This window comes from Peribacillus sp. NJ4 (assembly GCF_030348345.1).
Taxonomy (GTDB): domain Bacteria; phylum Bacillota; class Bacilli; order Bacillales; family DSM-1321; genus Peribacillus.
The window spans coordinates 1202435-1218054 of sequence record NZ_JAUCFQ010000001.1 but is presented as its reverse complement, the minus strand read 5'-3'; the positions used below and the strand labels follow the sequence as shown (position 1 = coordinate 1218054).

11 protein-coding genes are annotated in these 15620 nt (G+C 39.1%); 4 read left to right on the top strand and 7 right to left on the bottom strand.

Annotated elements, in window-relative coordinates; translation table 11 throughout:
* The first annotated feature begins 38 nt into the window (after positions 1-38).
* Positions 39-1337, top strand: a complete 1299-nt coding sequence (locus QUF94_RS06115) for an MFS transporter (RefSeq protein ID WP_289315064.1) — start codon at positions 39-41, stop codon at positions 1335-1337.
* A 33-nt stretch (positions 1338-1370) separates the two neighbouring features.
* Positions 1371-2354, top strand: coding sequence for an ornithine cyclodeaminase family protein (locus QUF94_RS06110; RefSeq protein WP_289315063.1), 984 nt, complete (start codon positions 1371-1373; stop codon positions 2352-2354).
* A gap of 1173 nt (positions 2355-3527) precedes the next feature.
* Here QUF94_RS06110 and QUF94_RS06105 read toward each other — a convergent pair.
* The gene (locus QUF94_RS06105) at positions 3528-3986 is read right to left on the bottom strand and encodes an SRPBCC family protein (protein ID WP_289315062.1); all 459 of its coding nucleotides are present in this window, start codon (positions 3984-3986) and stop codon (positions 3528-3530) included.
* Between the two features lie 225 nt (positions 3987-4211).
* On the opposite strand from QUF94_RS06105, the gene QUF94_RS06100 reads away from it, so the two are divergent.
* Entirely contained in the window at positions 4212-5519 is a 1308-nt protein-coding gene (locus QUF94_RS06100) for an ATP-binding protein (RefSeq protein WP_483313638.1), read from the top strand.
* Positions 5520-5851: 332 nt separating this feature from the next.
* On the opposite strand, the gene QUF94_RS06095 is transcribed toward QUF94_RS06100, so the two are convergent.
* The 4 genes from QUF94_RS06095 to QUF94_RS06080 form a co-directional block, all read right to left on the bottom strand.
* Positions 5852-9022 (bottom strand): ATP-binding cassette domain-containing protein, encoded by a 3171-nt coding sequence (locus QUF94_RS06095; protein WP_289315060.1) that lies wholly within the window; start codon positions 9020-9022, stop codon positions 5852-5854.
* 265 nt (positions 9023-9287) lie between these two features.
* Positions 9288-9422 (bottom strand): small, acid-soluble spore protein L, encoded by a 135-nt coding sequence (gene sspL, locus QUF94_RS06090; protein WP_201186571.1) that lies wholly within the window; start codon positions 9420-9422, stop codon positions 9288-9290.
* Between the two features lie 181 nt (positions 9423-9603).
* Positions 9604-11946 carry an RNA polymerase recycling motor HelD gene (gene helD / locus QUF94_RS06085; RefSeq protein ID WP_289315059.1) on the bottom strand — a complete coding sequence of 781 codons (2343 nt, stop codon included), beginning with the start codon at positions 11944-11946 and terminating at the stop codon, positions 9604-9606.
* Positions 11947-12426: 480 nt separating this feature from the next.
* The gene (locus QUF94_RS06080; protein ID WP_289315058.1) at positions 12427-12555 is read right to left on the bottom strand and encodes a hypothetical protein; all 129 of its coding nucleotides are present in this window, start codon (positions 12553-12555) and stop codon (positions 12427-12429) included.
* Positions 12556-12806: 251 nt separating this feature from the next.
* Here QUF94_RS06080 and QUF94_RS06075 point away from each other — a divergent pair, with 251 nt between their 5' ends.
* Entirely contained in the window at positions 12807-13064 is a 258-nt protein-coding gene (locus QUF94_RS06075) for a zinc ribbon domain-containing protein (protein ID WP_289315057.1), read from the top strand.
* 175 nt (positions 13065-13239) lie between these two features.
* Here the strand turns inward: QUF94_RS06075 and QUF94_RS06070 are convergent, their stop codons facing one another.
* Together QUF94_RS06070 and QUF94_RS06065 are read right to left on the bottom strand one after the other, a co-directional pair.
* Positions 13240-14160, bottom strand: coding sequence for a response regulator (locus tag QUF94_RS06070; RefSeq protein ID WP_289315056.1), 921 nt, complete (start codon positions 14158-14160; stop codon positions 13240-13242).
* Positions 14157-15428 carry a sensor histidine kinase gene (locus QUF94_RS06065; protein WP_289315055.1) on the bottom strand — a complete coding sequence of 424 codons (1272 nt, stop codon included), beginning with the start codon at positions 15426-15428 and terminating at the stop codon, positions 14157-14159. Before QUF94_RS06065 ends, QUF94_RS06070 begins: the two co-directional genes overlap by 4 nt.
* Positions 15429-15620 lie beyond the last annotated feature (192 nt).

Here is a 15620-nt window from a genome sequence, read left to right as displayed (position 1 = left end):
ATTGAAGTGATACTTCAATTTTAAAGGGGTGACTCATGATGGAAAAGAAACAAATGCGGCGAATATTAATCGCGAGTTTAGTCGGAAGTTCGATTGAGTGGTTTGACTATTTTTTATATGGGACCGTTGCAGCTCTCGTGTTTAACCAGCTATTCTTCGTGAATGAGGATCCGGCAATAGGGCTGTTGCTTTCCTATGCATCCTTTGCGTTAGCATTCTTCATCCGCCCTTTTGGCGGAGTGATCTTTAGTCATATTGGCGATCGTATCGGGAGAAAGAAAACACTTGTTTTAACACTTAGTTTAATGGGGGTCGCAACATTTGGGATGGGGCTTCTTCCCACGTATCAAGCCGTTGGTATTTGGGCGCCGATTTTATTAATCACGTTACGCTTAGTTCAAGGTCTAGGAATTGGCGGTGAATGGGGAGGCGCGCTTTTATTGGCCGTTGAATATGCTCCCGCTGAAAAACGGGGCTTGTTCGGAGCTATTCCCCAGATGGGTGTTACAATAGGAATGCTGCTTGGAACCATTGCCTTATCTATTATGACACTGCTTCCTGAAAGCGCATTCATGACTTGGGGATGGCGTTTACCATTTATTTTTAGTGCTTTGCTTGTGTTTTTTGGCCTATGGATTCGTAAAGGAATCGATGAAACACCGTCTTTCAAAAAGGTAAAGGAATCTGGAGAAGTTCCAAAGCTACCGATTGTAGAAACCCTTAAGAATTATTGGCGTGAAGTGATTATCGCCGTGGGAGCCAAAGTGGTAGAAACAGCGCCATTTTATATTTTCAGCACATTTGTCGTATCATATGCTACTTCGAATCTCGGTTTCTCACGGACAGCTACCTTGACTGCAGTCATGATTGCAACAATTATAACGACAATTTTCATACCATTCATGGGGATGTTATCCGATAAAATTGGCCGCAAAAAGCTGTTTATAGGAGGAACGATTGGGATGGCACTGTTTGCATTCCCATACTTCTGGTTGCTGCAGCAAAAATCGGTACTCCTATTAATCATTGCAACAGTGATAGGTTTAGGGGTTATTTGGGCTCCAATCACAGCTGTTCTTGGAACGATGTTCTCGGAAATTTTCGATGCAAGGATTCGTTATACTGGCATCACGCTTGGATATCAAATCGGGGCAGCTCTGGCAGGAGGAACAGCGCCGCTAGTTGCAACTGCTTTACTTAATAGGTTTAATAACTCCTATGTTCCTGTCGCCATTTATATTATTTTTGCATCTGTCCTTTCCCTAGCGGCGATTTGGGCAGTTAAGGATCGCAGCAATCAGAAATTAGACGAAACGCATAATAGTAGCGCCATGTAACCTATGGTTTTTTACTTCAAGGAGGACAATTGAATGTTGGTTATAAGTGAAAAGGAAATTCAACAATCATATGGAATGAAGGACGCAATTTCGGATGTAAAGGCCGTATTACGTGCACATGGTGCTCAAAGAATAGACAACCCTCATCGCACAGTTCTTGCTTTCCCTCAACACGAGGCATCGGCACTTTACATGCCAAGCGCTGATTTATCTGAAGAAGTTTCGGCGGTCAAAGTTGTTACCATTTTTCCAAAGAATCCTTCAAGGGGGATGGCAACAACACAAGGAGTCATCTTGCTGTCAGATGCGGAAAATGGCGAACATTTAGCATTGTTGAATGCCTCATATTTAACACGTCTCAGAACGGGGGCATTGAGCGGCATTGCCACAGACTTTCTTGCTCGTAAAGACGCCCGGGTTCTCACGATTATTGGAACAGGAGCTATGGGATTTGAACAAGCAATTGGTGTGTTAGCCGTAAGGGACATTGAGCGTATTTTATTAGTAAATCGCACACCAGAGAAAGCGGAGAAATTCGGTGAAAAGCTGCGGGCATTCGGAGTAACCGTTCCTTTTGAAGTTTGCGAAGATGTTTCAACAGCTGTTCGTCAAGCAGATATTATTTGCTGTGCAACCCGCTCGAACGAGCCTGTATTTAATGGGCTGGATTTAAAGCCGGGCACACACATTAACGGGGTCGGTTCTTATTTGCCGTATATGAAAGAAGTGGATAATACCACGGTTTCACGCGCTGCTAAAATTATCGTCGACGATTTGGCGGGCGTGAAGGATGAAGCAGGAGAACTCATTCATGCAGCCAATCAGGGAAATTGGTCGTTTAATGATATTCATGGGGAGCTTTTTGAACTTGTAATGCTGACCAAAACAGGCAGGGAAAATGATGAGGAAATTACCTTCTTTAAATCAGTCGGTGCTGCTTACTTTGACCTCGCTGTGGCAAAAGGTGTTTACTGTCAATCCAAAGAACGGAACATCGGGATGGAGATTGAGGTATAACAGAAGCCAATACATTTTGCTATCGCGAATGTAATAACAACCCTTTTATTTGCCTTAGCTTGCAGTAACATTTCATCTTTAAAAAGAGAGACCCTTCTTTCGGAAGGGTCTTCTGAATAATCCTTATCTTGTCACAAGCGATCAAGTCTTTATTACGGTCGCTTTTTTTATTATGACTACCCTCTAAACAAAAAAAAAACTACCAATTAAAATAGCAGTTTCGTTTTCTTGATAACTTTATCGGTCTAATATACCAGGTAAAGTCTGAGAAATATTTGTCAGTTGGTCGACAACATCAAATACTGCTTTAGTCATAAATATTTGAACTACTATTAAAATGCTTAGTAATATTAAAAGAATTATTTTAAAAGTTTTATTCATAAAAACTTATTACCTCTCTTTAGTATGTTGCCTTTGAATAATCATAAACCCATTACTCCATCATTTTATATTGGTAGAAGTTTTAAATTCAAAATCACTCATTTTTTATTGATTTTTGAACGAATAAGTATAGATAAAGCACAAGTACCATAGAGAAATGAAGCTATGAAAAGTAAAGGTACTAATATTGTTGATATTTGATCTTTTGGGACAACCCAAAGTAGTAGAACTGAAAAGGTTATTGTTCCACTTAATCCCATGAATATCGCATAAAATAATAATCCGAAATTTAAAGCCTTTTTATAATTCTCTTTATTTGTCGACAACAATATCAAAATTCACCACCTAATTTTAATTTTGTTTTAACCACTGTTTTTTAGAATTACTTATCATCTTCTAATCCTGCCTTTACTCCTACTCCGATACCGTAACTTTAGAAAAATAACTTCAAGCAACTCCCTATTTGGAGTAAGCACCAGTCAAAAACTCCTCCTCAGACCCTATATTTTACGACAAATAAAAAGAGTCCATCTTGAAAAAAGATGGATCATTTTCTATCTGTGTTGCTGTGTCTACTTAGTTTTCACTCAGAGTTGATTGAAACGGAAGGTGCGAGACTCCTGCGGGAAAAGCGTGTCCAAGGGAGACCCCACAGGCGCAAAGAGCGCCGAGGAGGCTCCCGGACCGCCCGCTGAAAGCGAGTGCCTGCAGTGGAATGAAACGTTCAAAGCACACCCTCCAACATGGGCAAGTTGTATGACCCCCATAATGCGGAAGATTGACTTAATTAATTCATGATCCACTTGTTTCTGCTTCAGCTACCTTTTTGACACGTTCTAAAAATTCAACTACCACTTTATCGGTAGCAAATAATAAAAGTAATTTCAAAAACCATTTTAACGGGCGACTGGTGACTGTATATGTAAAGGAAGTCTTATTGTCATTGATTTTATTTAGTTCATAAAAAGCTGTAATTTCAAACATTTTAGCAAGTATAAAGCCTACTTTTAGCTTCTTCTCATTAGTTTCATTCAAATATTCTAATGTTTCTATATCATACTCTTCTGTTCGTTTTCCTTCTCTATATTTTTGGCGATATACACTTCCAACCACTTCTTCCGTTATTTTAACGGGCTTTTGTTCAACCACTTGAGGCATGATTCGTTGCATATTTTCTACAGAACCATCAAGAAATTTCCAAACCTGTTCAATTGGAGCGTTTATTTCAATTTCTTTTGTCCATTTTTTCAAAGAAAATCACCTCTACTTACATTATATTCACTTTCCTATGTAAAACCAAATTAACACTGATAAATCATTGGAAACTGGGGATCATTACGTCCATTTATCATAAGGTGTAGAATATGTCCTAGCCCAAGTGACATTATTACCTATGGCATTGTTAAACAACTCTTTTTAGAATTTTCTTTCTGCCAATAAATTACTTTATTAAATTCCTACCATTTAGTGTTATTCTTGTATAATAGACCAAATTGTAATTTTCAGGAGAATCCAATGAATTTTATTTATATTAATCAAAACATATTAGATAATCTCTTTTATATTTTAGTAAGCATTTTGATTTATTACATTTTATTAGATCATGGCAAAAGGTTAAATCAGTATCGCAAGACCCTTATTACTGCATGCATGAGCATTCCCATTATATTATGTATGAAGTTCCCTATTTATATAGATGAATATTGTGTCCATGACCTCAGGCAAATTCCTTTTATAATTGGGACACTTTATGGTGGTTGGCCTGTAGGGGCTGCCCTGTTAGTCATAATATTAACTTTTAGGTTTGCTCTTTATGGTTTCAATTTCCTTACGTTAATTGTTTATATCGTTATATTTATTATAACGGCTCTATTTTCTTCCAAATTCAAAAATTTTAATAGAAAAAATAAGCTAAATAGCTCGATACTATTAATTTTGTTTCTAGGAATCCTAACCAGCTCTATTTCACTCGTTATGTCTGATTATTTTCGAATAACGGATGCCTATGTATTTTACTTTATTATCCTTCCTCCTTTCATTATAGGTTTAGCTGTATATATCATGGAAATTTTAAAAGATGCAATTTTAATCCGTACACAAATGGTAAGGCTTGAAAAGATGGAGATAGTTAGTCAGCTTGCAGCTAGTATTTCACATGAAGTCAGGAATCCTTTAACGGTTGTGAAAGGATTTGTTCAACTGCTAAAGGATTCTGATATTTCTCAAGAAGTAAAAGAACAATATATAAAACATATTGTTAGAGAACTTGATAGTGCAGAATCCATTATTAGTGAATACTTAGCATTTGCCAAACCTGCAATTGAAAAAGTGGATCCTATTTCAATTAACCGTGAAATAGGATATGTAATTGAAATGATCAAACCATTGGCTAGCATGAATTTAGTTAATATATCAGAACAGTTGACTCCAGGCATTACACGGGGGAATATTCAACATTTCAAGCAATGCTTCCTAAACCTGATTAAAAATGGTATCGAGGCTATGCCAAACGGCGGGGAACTTAGTATTGTTTCCTATATAAATAATTCTGGCATAATTATCGAAATAAGTGACAATGGAATAGGAATGAACAAAGAACAAATAAACCGTTTTGGCGAACCTTATTACAGTTCCAAAGAAAAAGGGACAGGGCTAGGATCTATGGTAGCTGTTAAGACCATCCAAACGATGAATGGTTCACTTCATATAAATAGCCTTTTGAATAAGGGAACAACGATTTCAGTAACACTTCCCGTTTATCATGAAGATAATCCTAAAAACTAAATGAAGAATCTTTTCATAAAAAAAGTCCGCCATTATCGGCGGACTTTTAGTTTGTAGACGAAAGGGATTCTATCTAAATTTTAAAACAAAGTTGATTGGAACGGAAGGTACGAGACTCCTGCGGGAAAAGCGCGTCCAAGGGAGACCCCGCAGGCGCAATGCGCCGAGGAGGCTCCCGGACCGCCCGCGGAAAGCGAGTGCCTGGAGTGGAAATCAACGTTTAAATTGTACAAACCCTTAAATAACTGTAGGCAAACCGATTTTCATCGAGTTTGTCTACAGTCTGAGCCCGCCTTTATCGGCGGACTTTTATCAATTGAGTGCTGTTAAATTTATTTTTTCTGTTCAAGGCATTGATGAACCGCCATCATATCCCGTTTGTTCAATTCACGAATCCGGTTGAAAATGGGAATATCGGCAACGGCTTCGGTACGTTCACTTTCAGCCACGACATCTTTTACTTTACCTGTCAGCCAGGTCTGCACGTCGATATCTTCGACGATTGCTTTACGCCCTTCATCATCGATGCCACTGGCATGACAACTCACACAGGGTATCGTTAATTTATACACACCGTCATGGATGTTATCCTCTGAAATGACCTTCTTCCCATTACAGAATGGGCATTTATGACTTGCTTTTATTTTATTGATTTGGGTAACGATTTTTTTGTAGCCAAATGCTTCATAGACATAGGTTAGTTTTTTGTATTTGCCATTGGTGAAGTATTTATCAATAATGGTTTCTCTTGTTTCGTTAATATTGGCAAAGTCACAGATGGTGATCTGGTTTTTGCTGCTGATTGCTTCGATATTGCCTTTAATGCTGCCCCAGAATGGCAGGGTATTTTGTAAAACCACTTCATATCCGACGAAGCTTGCCAGTTCCAGTTCGAGCATTTTCAACGCCGCTTTTGTTTCCCGAGGAAGGAATGAGACATCATCTGTAAGTGCGATATCGCCGCCCACAATCGCTTTTAGTTTTTCAAGTTCTGGCAGCTTCCCTACAATTTTGATGACTTGATCAATCGGCTGTTGGATAATGTCGCGAATGTCTGTATCACCAAATGTCAGTTTTTTATGATGGTTGAGGATCGTTCCTTGACAGACAGGACAGGCGATCATCTCTTTTGATGCTTTCATCTGCTCTTTAATGATCGATTTCGATATGAACATATAACGTCCAATGATGAAATTGAATCCTTCCCATGTTCTTGATGCCTTGCCTGCTTTATCGTAAAAGGACTTTTCCCAATATCCATATAAGAAGGTCTGCTTTTCGGCATCTGTCATCTCATTATAGCTTTTACTAATGTCGTGACCGAGTTCATTCTTGATCTCATCAAACAGGAATTGCAGTTTAGAATGTTGATAATATTTTAGTACTTCCATCACGTCTGGATGCAATAAGCCATCCCAGAATGGCACGTTTTTGTCTTGAATGACGACATCAAAGTCAAATTTTTCAATGACCCTGCGGCCCGAACAGCTTGGACAATGATTTTCTGCAGAATAGAAATCGAAGCTTCTTGTATCTTTATTGGTTGGATGTGCAGCCACTAGATGGTTGATCATTCCGCCCAATTCATAAAGAAACGTATATTGACTGTACAAGTGCCGTTCAAGATCGATGGCGATCACAGGTGCGATCGTGTCTGACTCGTATTCACCATAAATCACACGAGCAATTGGTGATAAGCTTTTTAAAATGCCGCCCTTATAGACGTTCTCTGCCTTTTTGAAATAGTCCAGATGATTTCCCTGTAAATAATTGATGCCATTTTTTGACCGGAGTGTAGAAGTGATTTGCAATGGTTCCACTTGATCCTCACTGTTATTGTGTCGAAAATGATCATCATGACTGACAACGTCAAGATGTTTGACAGGTGTTAGCTGTCGTTTACCAAAATCAACGATATAATCCGAGCTATCCAGCATATAACCATTATGTTCAATCATGATGATGGAGACGGATTCATCCTCCAGGATGACCCTGACACTATCGATGAATTGGTTTAGTATATTTTGCGATAACCCTTTTGATGGCTCGTCAAAAATGAACAGCGTATGCGGGTTTCTTGTCTTCGCGAAAAGCTCGGAAACTAAGTGGACACATTGAAATTCACCCGTCGATAGTGTTTGTGTTTTTCTTTCCAACGTCAAATAGCCAAGACCAAGTTTGATCAATAAGCTCAAGCGTTTATGAGCGATGTCTTCATTTGGCAATTCTTCGATGATATCTTCAATCGAACGCAGAAAAATATCATCAATTTCATCACTGTATTTGGTGAGTTTCTTTTTAATATCAAGAAATGTCGCAACGGTTGATCGACTGGTAATCGATTTGTTTCGATCCTGCCCGACCATGACCAGTTTATCTTTTGGATACCGCTTCTGAAAATCTTTAGAGATACATTCATTGACAAGTGTAGATTTACCGCAACCTGACTCACCCGTAAAGGTAACCAGCCTATTCTTGGGAATCCGAATTTCTTCCATTTGAATATTACGGCAGTAAAGATCCTGAAATTGATAGTATTCCGTTGGCGCTGCTTCATTTCGTTCCCAGGCGATTGGTTTGGGACGTGGTGATTCCTCAACAATTTTCCCGCCATATTTCCCGCTGCCAGGTCCAAAGAACAATTGTTCATTTGTGCTATCTAACACCGTGTCTGAGTGATCAATGAGCCAAATTTGATTCTTATATCCTAATTGCTTAATCTGTTCCAAAATTTTCAATAGGGTTTGATGATCAAGACCGACGGAGATTTCATCAATGATGATTACGGTATTTTCACTTGTTGCCATAAATTCGGCCAAGTAAAGCCGTGTTAATTCTCCCCCTGACACTGTCCCCATAATACGATTTAAACTTAAATAACCAATATTCATATTGATTATATTTTGGAGAATATGCTGTTTAGCTTCACTAATATGTAATGTCTCTGCAAGTGAAAGGATCGTTTCGATGCTTAAGTTGTTGATATCGGAAATAGTATGCGGGCGATCTAATAATTCAATCGTATATTGCTCGACTTCTTGATTGTAGCGTTTCCCCTCACACTTTGGACATTCGACATTTTTCGTCGTACCGCGTCCTTTACAAGTGGGGCACCAGCCTAAGGCATTATTAAATGAAAAAACTTCCGGAGAAAGATTGAATTTTTCAGCAAGACAAACACGAATCTCTTTAAACACACCAGTATGTGTGCCAATGGTTGAACGGGGATTGGCTGAAATGGATGATTTGCCGAGAAAAAGGACCAGCGGCATTTCCTCCATCTTGATGGCGCTGAAGTTGGTTTCCATAATATTAGGAAATAAATACTGATATTCAGACTTGGGCAATAAGGAAACGAGACGCTTCTTGGATTCTTCCCCAATGGTTTGGCAAAAAGTCGTTTTCCCGGAACCGGATAACCCAGCAATTCCTAATGATTGATCGTCTTGAAGTGCTGCATCTAAATGGTTTATATTGTTCGCTATTAATCGATTTATTTTCATTTGTAACTCCTCTCCATTTTATTAAGCTCAGTCTTTCATATTAGCACAGCGACAAATGTATTTGGTATTTTTTTAACGGTAGCTCCATTTTACTATTCCACTGCTCCAAAAACGTATGATTCATCGACAAAAATCGTGGACTTAGGATAGGTTTTTTTCCATAATCAATAAAATGATTAGAGCCTTCTTATAGATTATAAAAGCCCCTCTCGATTAAGAGAAGGGCATTCTTTACGAAGTATGACCATATTTTTGTCCAATACACTTATTTTGTATTGGACTTTTTTGCCTTGTTTTCAAGCTCGCTTTTGGGCTCAGTGGCGAATTCGACATCTTTTCCATGTCCCTGCGGGTTAACACTTGGTGCGATTTGGCCTCTTCCTGCTGTCTTTTTACTCATTTCCTTCACCTCCAAGTATATTATGTCCGAACTGTTGTAAATTAAAATGGAGGTCCTTTCTTTCTGTGAACTTCTGCCTGCGATCAGGAATTTATAAAGAGTACCCCAATAAAAAACCTGCATAGAACTAAAGTCTACACAGGTTTCAAAAAAGTTGTTTTCCATATTCGGGCCCTCTTTGTCAATCTAGGGTCAGAAGTAAACTCTTCATTGCATCGTTGTTGAGCAAGAAAGGACTGGGTTCGCCAACCGTATATATCTGCAAGTTATGCATAGCCCTGGTACATGCGGTGTAGAACAATCTTCGTAAGCTCTCATCACCGTATGCTTGCACAGATGCATCATAAATGATGACAGCATCAAATTCGATGCCTTTGGCCAAATAAGCCGGTATCACAACAACACCCTGTTCATATTCATTTGTGCCTTTCTGTACGAGTTTAATTTCACCGATGATACTAAGGGCATCGTATGCAGCGGCACTTTCCGCAGCAGATTTACATATTATTGCGATTGTATTATACTCACGACTTTGAAAGTCTTTGACTTTAGACACGATTTTGTGGTGCAATTCATCACGGCTGGAGACTTGAGTCAGTACAGGTTTTTCACCTTCACGGTCGAATGCCTTAATTCGATGGCCATCAGGAACTAGTTCACGTGTAAATTCTATAATCTGCTTTGTGGATCTGTAGCTTTGATCCAAGGTTATACTCTCGGTTTCACTTATTCCGTATAAACTGTTAAGAGTCTGGAAATCCACCCGTTCGCTGGCATGAGCGAATATTGCCTGGTTAAAGTCACCGAGCACGGTCATCCTTGCAGAAGGAAACAACCGTTTCAAAAACTCGAATTGAAATGGAGAATAATCTTGTGCTTCGTCTACAAGCACGTATTTTATAGAGGTATTCGTCTGAAATCCTAGAATTAGCTCCTTCAGTAGCAAAAATGGAGTCGCGTCTTCGTAATGCAGTTTACCTTCGTCCAGCATTTTTTGCGTTGATAAGCAAATTTCCCTTTCGATAGGTGTTTTACCCTCGTTCCACAGTTCGATCCGTATCTGTTCGTCAAAAAGTTGCTTGTATATTCCCTTAATGTTGATAAAATGAAATGCTTTTATCCGTTTGCGTAACGTCTTCAATTTCTTACGAACAATCATACGCGCGAGCATTTTATTCTCCATCTCATAATCGTCAAAGGAATCTTCATTAACGCCGCGTTTTTTCTCTAAGTAGGTATATACCTTTTGATAGTCTTCTTTGCTAAGATACTCGATTTCCTCCTGGACCCAAGGTTGTTTCAACTCAAACTTTTCCCTTTCATCAAGTAACTCACATAACCATTCTTTCAACTTTTCAATCCTATTGTGAAATCTTAGGGTGGTGTCTCTGTTATAAAATCTTTCTGAGATTTGTTTGGCGGAGACGAGCGTTTCCCCTCGGAACTTGAACCCTCTAAAGATAATTCCAGATAATTCCAGTGATTGACTGTATGTTTTGATTATCTCAAAGAAGCGAATTGAAGCCTTAAATCGGATACTCGCTGTCCTAGTGCTATAGGAAGGATCATCCGCTCCAGTCAACAAAAATTCTAATTGCTCATAAGGGTCCTCAACTTGAAATGAGTCAGCCAGACGATGGTCCAAATATTCCTGGAATGTTACCTGCTGCATATTCTCTTCGCCCAGTTCGGGTAGTACATTGGATACGTAGTTATTAAACATTGAGTTAGGTGAGAATAGAATGATTTGATCGGCCTTAATCCTATCTCGATACTTATAAAGCAAGTAAGCGATCCGTTGGAGGGCAGCTGATGTCTTGCCACTGCCAGCGGCTCCTTGAACAATGAGCAGACGTCCGCGATCGTTGCGGATGATTCTATTTTGCTCCCGTTGAATGGTGGACACAATACTGTGCATATGCTTATCCGTCCCCTTACCAAGCACCTGCTGCAGTATCTCATCTCCAATGGTGAGACTCGTATCGAACATTGAGTCGATAACGCCTCCCTTGATGATATATTGCCACTTATTCTCCAGCATCCCCCGAATTACGCCTCCGGGAGTAGAGTATTCTACGGGACCGGGAGGATAGTCATAATAAACACTCGAAATCGGAGCCCTCCAATCGTAGACAATGAAGTTTTCTCCTGTTGTATCAGTAAGGGTGGCGGTCCCAATATAAATATGTTCCGTAAGGGAAGCCCCTTCTTCAGTTAAATCAATCCGGCCGAAATAAGGTGCCCCCTGCATGCGGCGCAGTGTTGACAACCTCTTGAAGGAATATCTATGTGCACCTTCGCTTTGTGACAAGTCTTGAGCCTGTTGCCTTAAGCCAATGATCGTCTCGAGGTAATCATCGAAAGTATCCACATTAACCTTGAGGTCATCCCAGAAGTGTTTCCGGATATTAACAACTTCTTTTCTACGCTGTAAAGTCTCTCCTTCTATTTTGCTGATTTGCTTTGTAATTGTTTCTATCACCTCATCCAAACGTTCTTGCTCCTGCCGAATTTCATTGTTCATATCAGACACTCCTTCAAAAAAAGAAATTAGGGGTTGACTAGAGGTGAGTTTAACCTTATAATTAAAATAAGGGATAAACTGTTTATATATAATTCACAAATGTGTTTCTATACTAAGTTATCACAATTCCAGAATTATATCAATGAATATTGCATAACAGTTGCCATGAAAGATCCGTCGTTTTTAACGCATGGAGGAACAATCCAACTTAACATTTGATGTCAGTAACCACTCCAGCATGTCGCATGGCTGGTTATTTTTTTTGTCCATTTACATATTTGAAGGCCTCATTGCTTCGCTGGTCACTGATTTCATGGTAGCTACGACACTCTCATCAACAGTTTGACTCGTAGTATCGAGACATGTGATTCATATTGTCCTACACCTGCATGCAGATGATGATTAGGACCTCCTTATAAGAGGATTACAATTGCCCGTCTCGATATAGAGATTGGCTTTCTTATATGAAGTGTGCTTAATTTACCCTATACCGCTTATTTTGTATTGGACCTTTTTGCTTGTTGGCTCTGTGGAGAATTCGACATCTTTTCCATGTCCCTGCGGGTTAACACTTGGTGCGATTCTGGCGCTTCCTATCTTTTTACTCATTTCCTTCATCTCCAAGTATATTATGTCCGATCTGGTCTATATTAAAGACGAGTTCCTTTCTTTCTGTAATCCGTAATTCTACTGCCTCCTTATCTGCATGCATTGTCAATTAAACAGAACGATTCAAAAAAGGCTTGCCTGATGGATTTGTCCTACATATGTGGGGCTTGTCCCAAACTCCAGTCAGTTCTACTCATAATTTCTTGCCTTATAATTTGTTTAGATTAAAACTTTTTGTAGGAGAATTTATAATGAAAAGATATAAAACATGCCAGAGTTGTGGAATGCCGCTTTCTAAAGATGAATTAGGTGGAGGAACTGAAAAAGATGGTAGTAAAAGTACTAAATATTGTAGTCATTGTTATATAAATGGTGAATTCACTCAAAATATTACTGCGATAGAAATGCAAAAATTTGTTCAAAATCATTTGATGGAAAATATGAAAATGCCTAAATTTATTGCTAAGTTTTTTACTAGAGGAATACCAAAGTTAGAGCGATGGCATTAGTCAAACTATTAGAAAACGAATAACTTTTTTATCTTTTTCTGTAGATTTGAACGAAAGTCATACTGTTCATAAAAAATACAATGAAAAAAGTGATAAAGACAAATCCATATAAACGGATTTGTCTTTATCATGTTTTAGTGAATTTTCAATCAATTCAACTTGTGTTTCTGGTTTATTATTTCATCATCTGTCTTGCTTCCATAAACAGCACTTGGATAAACTTTTTCATGTTATTACGGCTCTGGTTGCTTACTTTTTTGCTCTTGTCTTCCAGCTCCAGCATTTTTTTGCGGACTTCCGAGAAATCAAAAAATGTGGATGAATAGGCTTCGAATTTTGGGTTCATATAATCCGTCAATCCTAATGAAGCGATATGGATGAGGGCCTGGTTAAGAGCGCGACGGACACGCTGCTCAGAAGCTTTCATTTCTTTCTGGATTTCGGCATCTTTCGCTTGATCTCCCAGCTTTTCAGTAGCAATCCCTGCAAAAATTTCCTTTAAATATGGAAACGTGTAGGCGGAACCGAGTCTTTGCTTTTCATTTTGAAGGAATCCTAAAATGTTTAGTAAATCCTCGCTTCCCCCTTCGCCAATCATACCTAAATCGGAAATTAAGGAACGTCCGGCTTCCATAATATTTTTTGTATGGGAGGAGGGCACTTTCGAAGACTTCGGGCGGCCCGTAAAAACGTTCAACGATTTTTGAATGCCCTGGATCGATTGATCCACCAGTATTCGCTCATTCACTTTGTTTAATATGCTTGAAATTTCAACTTGGTTGAGCGGTTTTGTAATGTAGTATTCCGCCCCTAATCTATACGCCTCTCCAATCAGTTCCTTCGATTCCACTTGCGATATCATCACAAACTTCCCTTGAAATCCATCAGCAAGAGCCCTGATCGTTTCAATCCCGTCCCTTATTGGCATGAGCAAATCAATTAGGACAACGTCTGCTTTTTTTAAAAACAGCAAGCCATTATTCACTAGCGATCCGTCTTCTGCTTCTCCTACCACTTCTCCTAAATCTTCATCTTCAATCATCTCTGTCAGCATTCCTCGAATGGCAGGATCGTCATCTATAATGAAATAATTCATCTCGTTAACCCTTTCTCCATAATCGCATCAATCGGAAGTTCTACGATGAATACGGTTTCTTTATAGTTATCCATTAGCCTGATATGTCCTCCAAATTTTTCAACAGTTTGTTTCACATACGATAAACCGATTCCCGTCGAAGGGTTTCCCGCCGCATCGAATTTCTTTGTATATCCTGCTGTAAAAATGAGTTCCTTCTGCTTCGGTGCAATGCCGGGGCCATTGTCACTGATGCAAAACTCCACGAATTGATCTTTCCTTTTCACATGCAGTGATACGTACCCCTCTTCTTTAATGGCTTCCACTGCATTGGCCAATAAATTATTTATTAATGATAATACCATATATACATGGTAGGGCGGATGGTCACCATCTATATGCAAGGAAAATGAAATATCTTTGCGAAGGGACTCTGCATATCGTCTATTGGACACGATCATAATGTTACCAAGCTCTTCGATATTCATATATTCCTGCAGGTTTTCGGAAGACACGAGTTCCGACAGCCCCGCATAAATCCGCTGGTTATCTTTTTTGATCTCATGTACGAGACCGGCAATCTGCAACGCAGTTTGCGCATCGCTTCCATTAGTCCCCTCTGATTTTAACCGACGGTAAAAGTCATAACAAGTGCGGGTGATTTCTTCCGCATTTTGCATCGTTTTCTTCAGTTGAACCGATTCTTCATACAAACTTGAAATGAAAAGCAGCATTTGTTCCTTTTGCATGCGCTGCTCCGCTTCTGCGAATTTTGCTTCTCTCAGCTTTAATATATTAAAAAAGCCGAGGACGAAAAAGCTTCGAATAAAGGCGATTAAAACGAGTTGGTCAATGGCTAGCAAGGGTGTGCCCTGATTCGCCAAGAAAGAACGGATCATCATTTCCGATACACTTGCAAAAAGCTCGATCAATACCCCTAAAAGACCGATCATAAACGGCTGATCGTGCCGTTCATTCAATTTCGTTTTATGAAATGCGAACGCATAGATGAAGTAATAGAAAAAGGCTGGAACATAAAGGTACATCGCTTCCTCAACAGATATGTCCCGTATCCCGACAGCCAGTGAAAAACGAAAAACAAACACACTCATTCCCGTTAATATGCCTGCAATAATCGGGTGGATCCCCCTCCCCCATAGTAAAAACAAGAAAAATACAGGGGTTCCCAAACTAACTCTGAATGTATCGTCGAATGGATAAAACTTGAATTCACCCGCAAGAGGCACCGCAATCATAATCAATAGTAATATCCTTATACTCTTTTTCAATACGGTCCCTCCCAGTCACTATAGTAAAAACATAACACATGAAATGGTAAAAAGGAGAGAAGGGTTTTGACTGAAATTATTATTTTTTCTGGCCCTTGTAAGTATCAGTAGGTTTCAGTAGGTTCCAGTAGGATGATCATAAACTTAAAATAATCTAAAAAATGAAAGCGTTATCAATAATACAACTATCAT

Bases quoted from the DNA above. Each gene is read 5' to 3' on its own strand.
- QUF94_RS06115 (WP_289315064.1), top strand. From the start codon at position 39: ATGGAAAAGAAACAAATGCGGCGAATATTAATCGCGAGTTTAGTCGGA.
- QUF94_RS06110 (WP_289315063.1), top strand. From the start codon at position 1,371: ATGTTGGTTATAAGTGAAAAGGAAATTCAACAATCATATGGAATGAAG.
- QUF94_RS06095 (WP_289315060.1), bottom strand. From the start codon at position 9,022: ATGAAAATAAATCGATTAATAGCGAACAATATAAACCATTTAGATGCA.
- sspL (WP_201186571.1), bottom strand. From the start codon at position 9,422: ATGAGTAAAAAGACAGCAGGAAGAGGCCAAATCGCACCAAGTGTTAAC.
- helD (WP_289315059.1), bottom strand. From the start codon at position 11,946: ATGAACAATGAAATTCGGCAGGAGCAAGAACGTTTGGATGAGGTGATA.
- QUF94_RS06080 (WP_289315058.1), bottom strand. From the start codon at position 12,555: ATGAGTAAAAAGATAGGAAGCGCCAGAATCGCACCAAGTGTTAACCCG.
- QUF94_RS06075 (WP_289315057.1), top strand. From the start codon at position 12,807: ATGAAAAGATATAAAACATGCCAGAGTTGTGGAATGCCGCTTTCTAAA.
- QUF94_RS06070 (WP_289315056.1), bottom strand. From the start codon at position 14,160: ATGAATTATTTCATTATAGATGACGATCCTGCCATTCGAGGAATGCTG.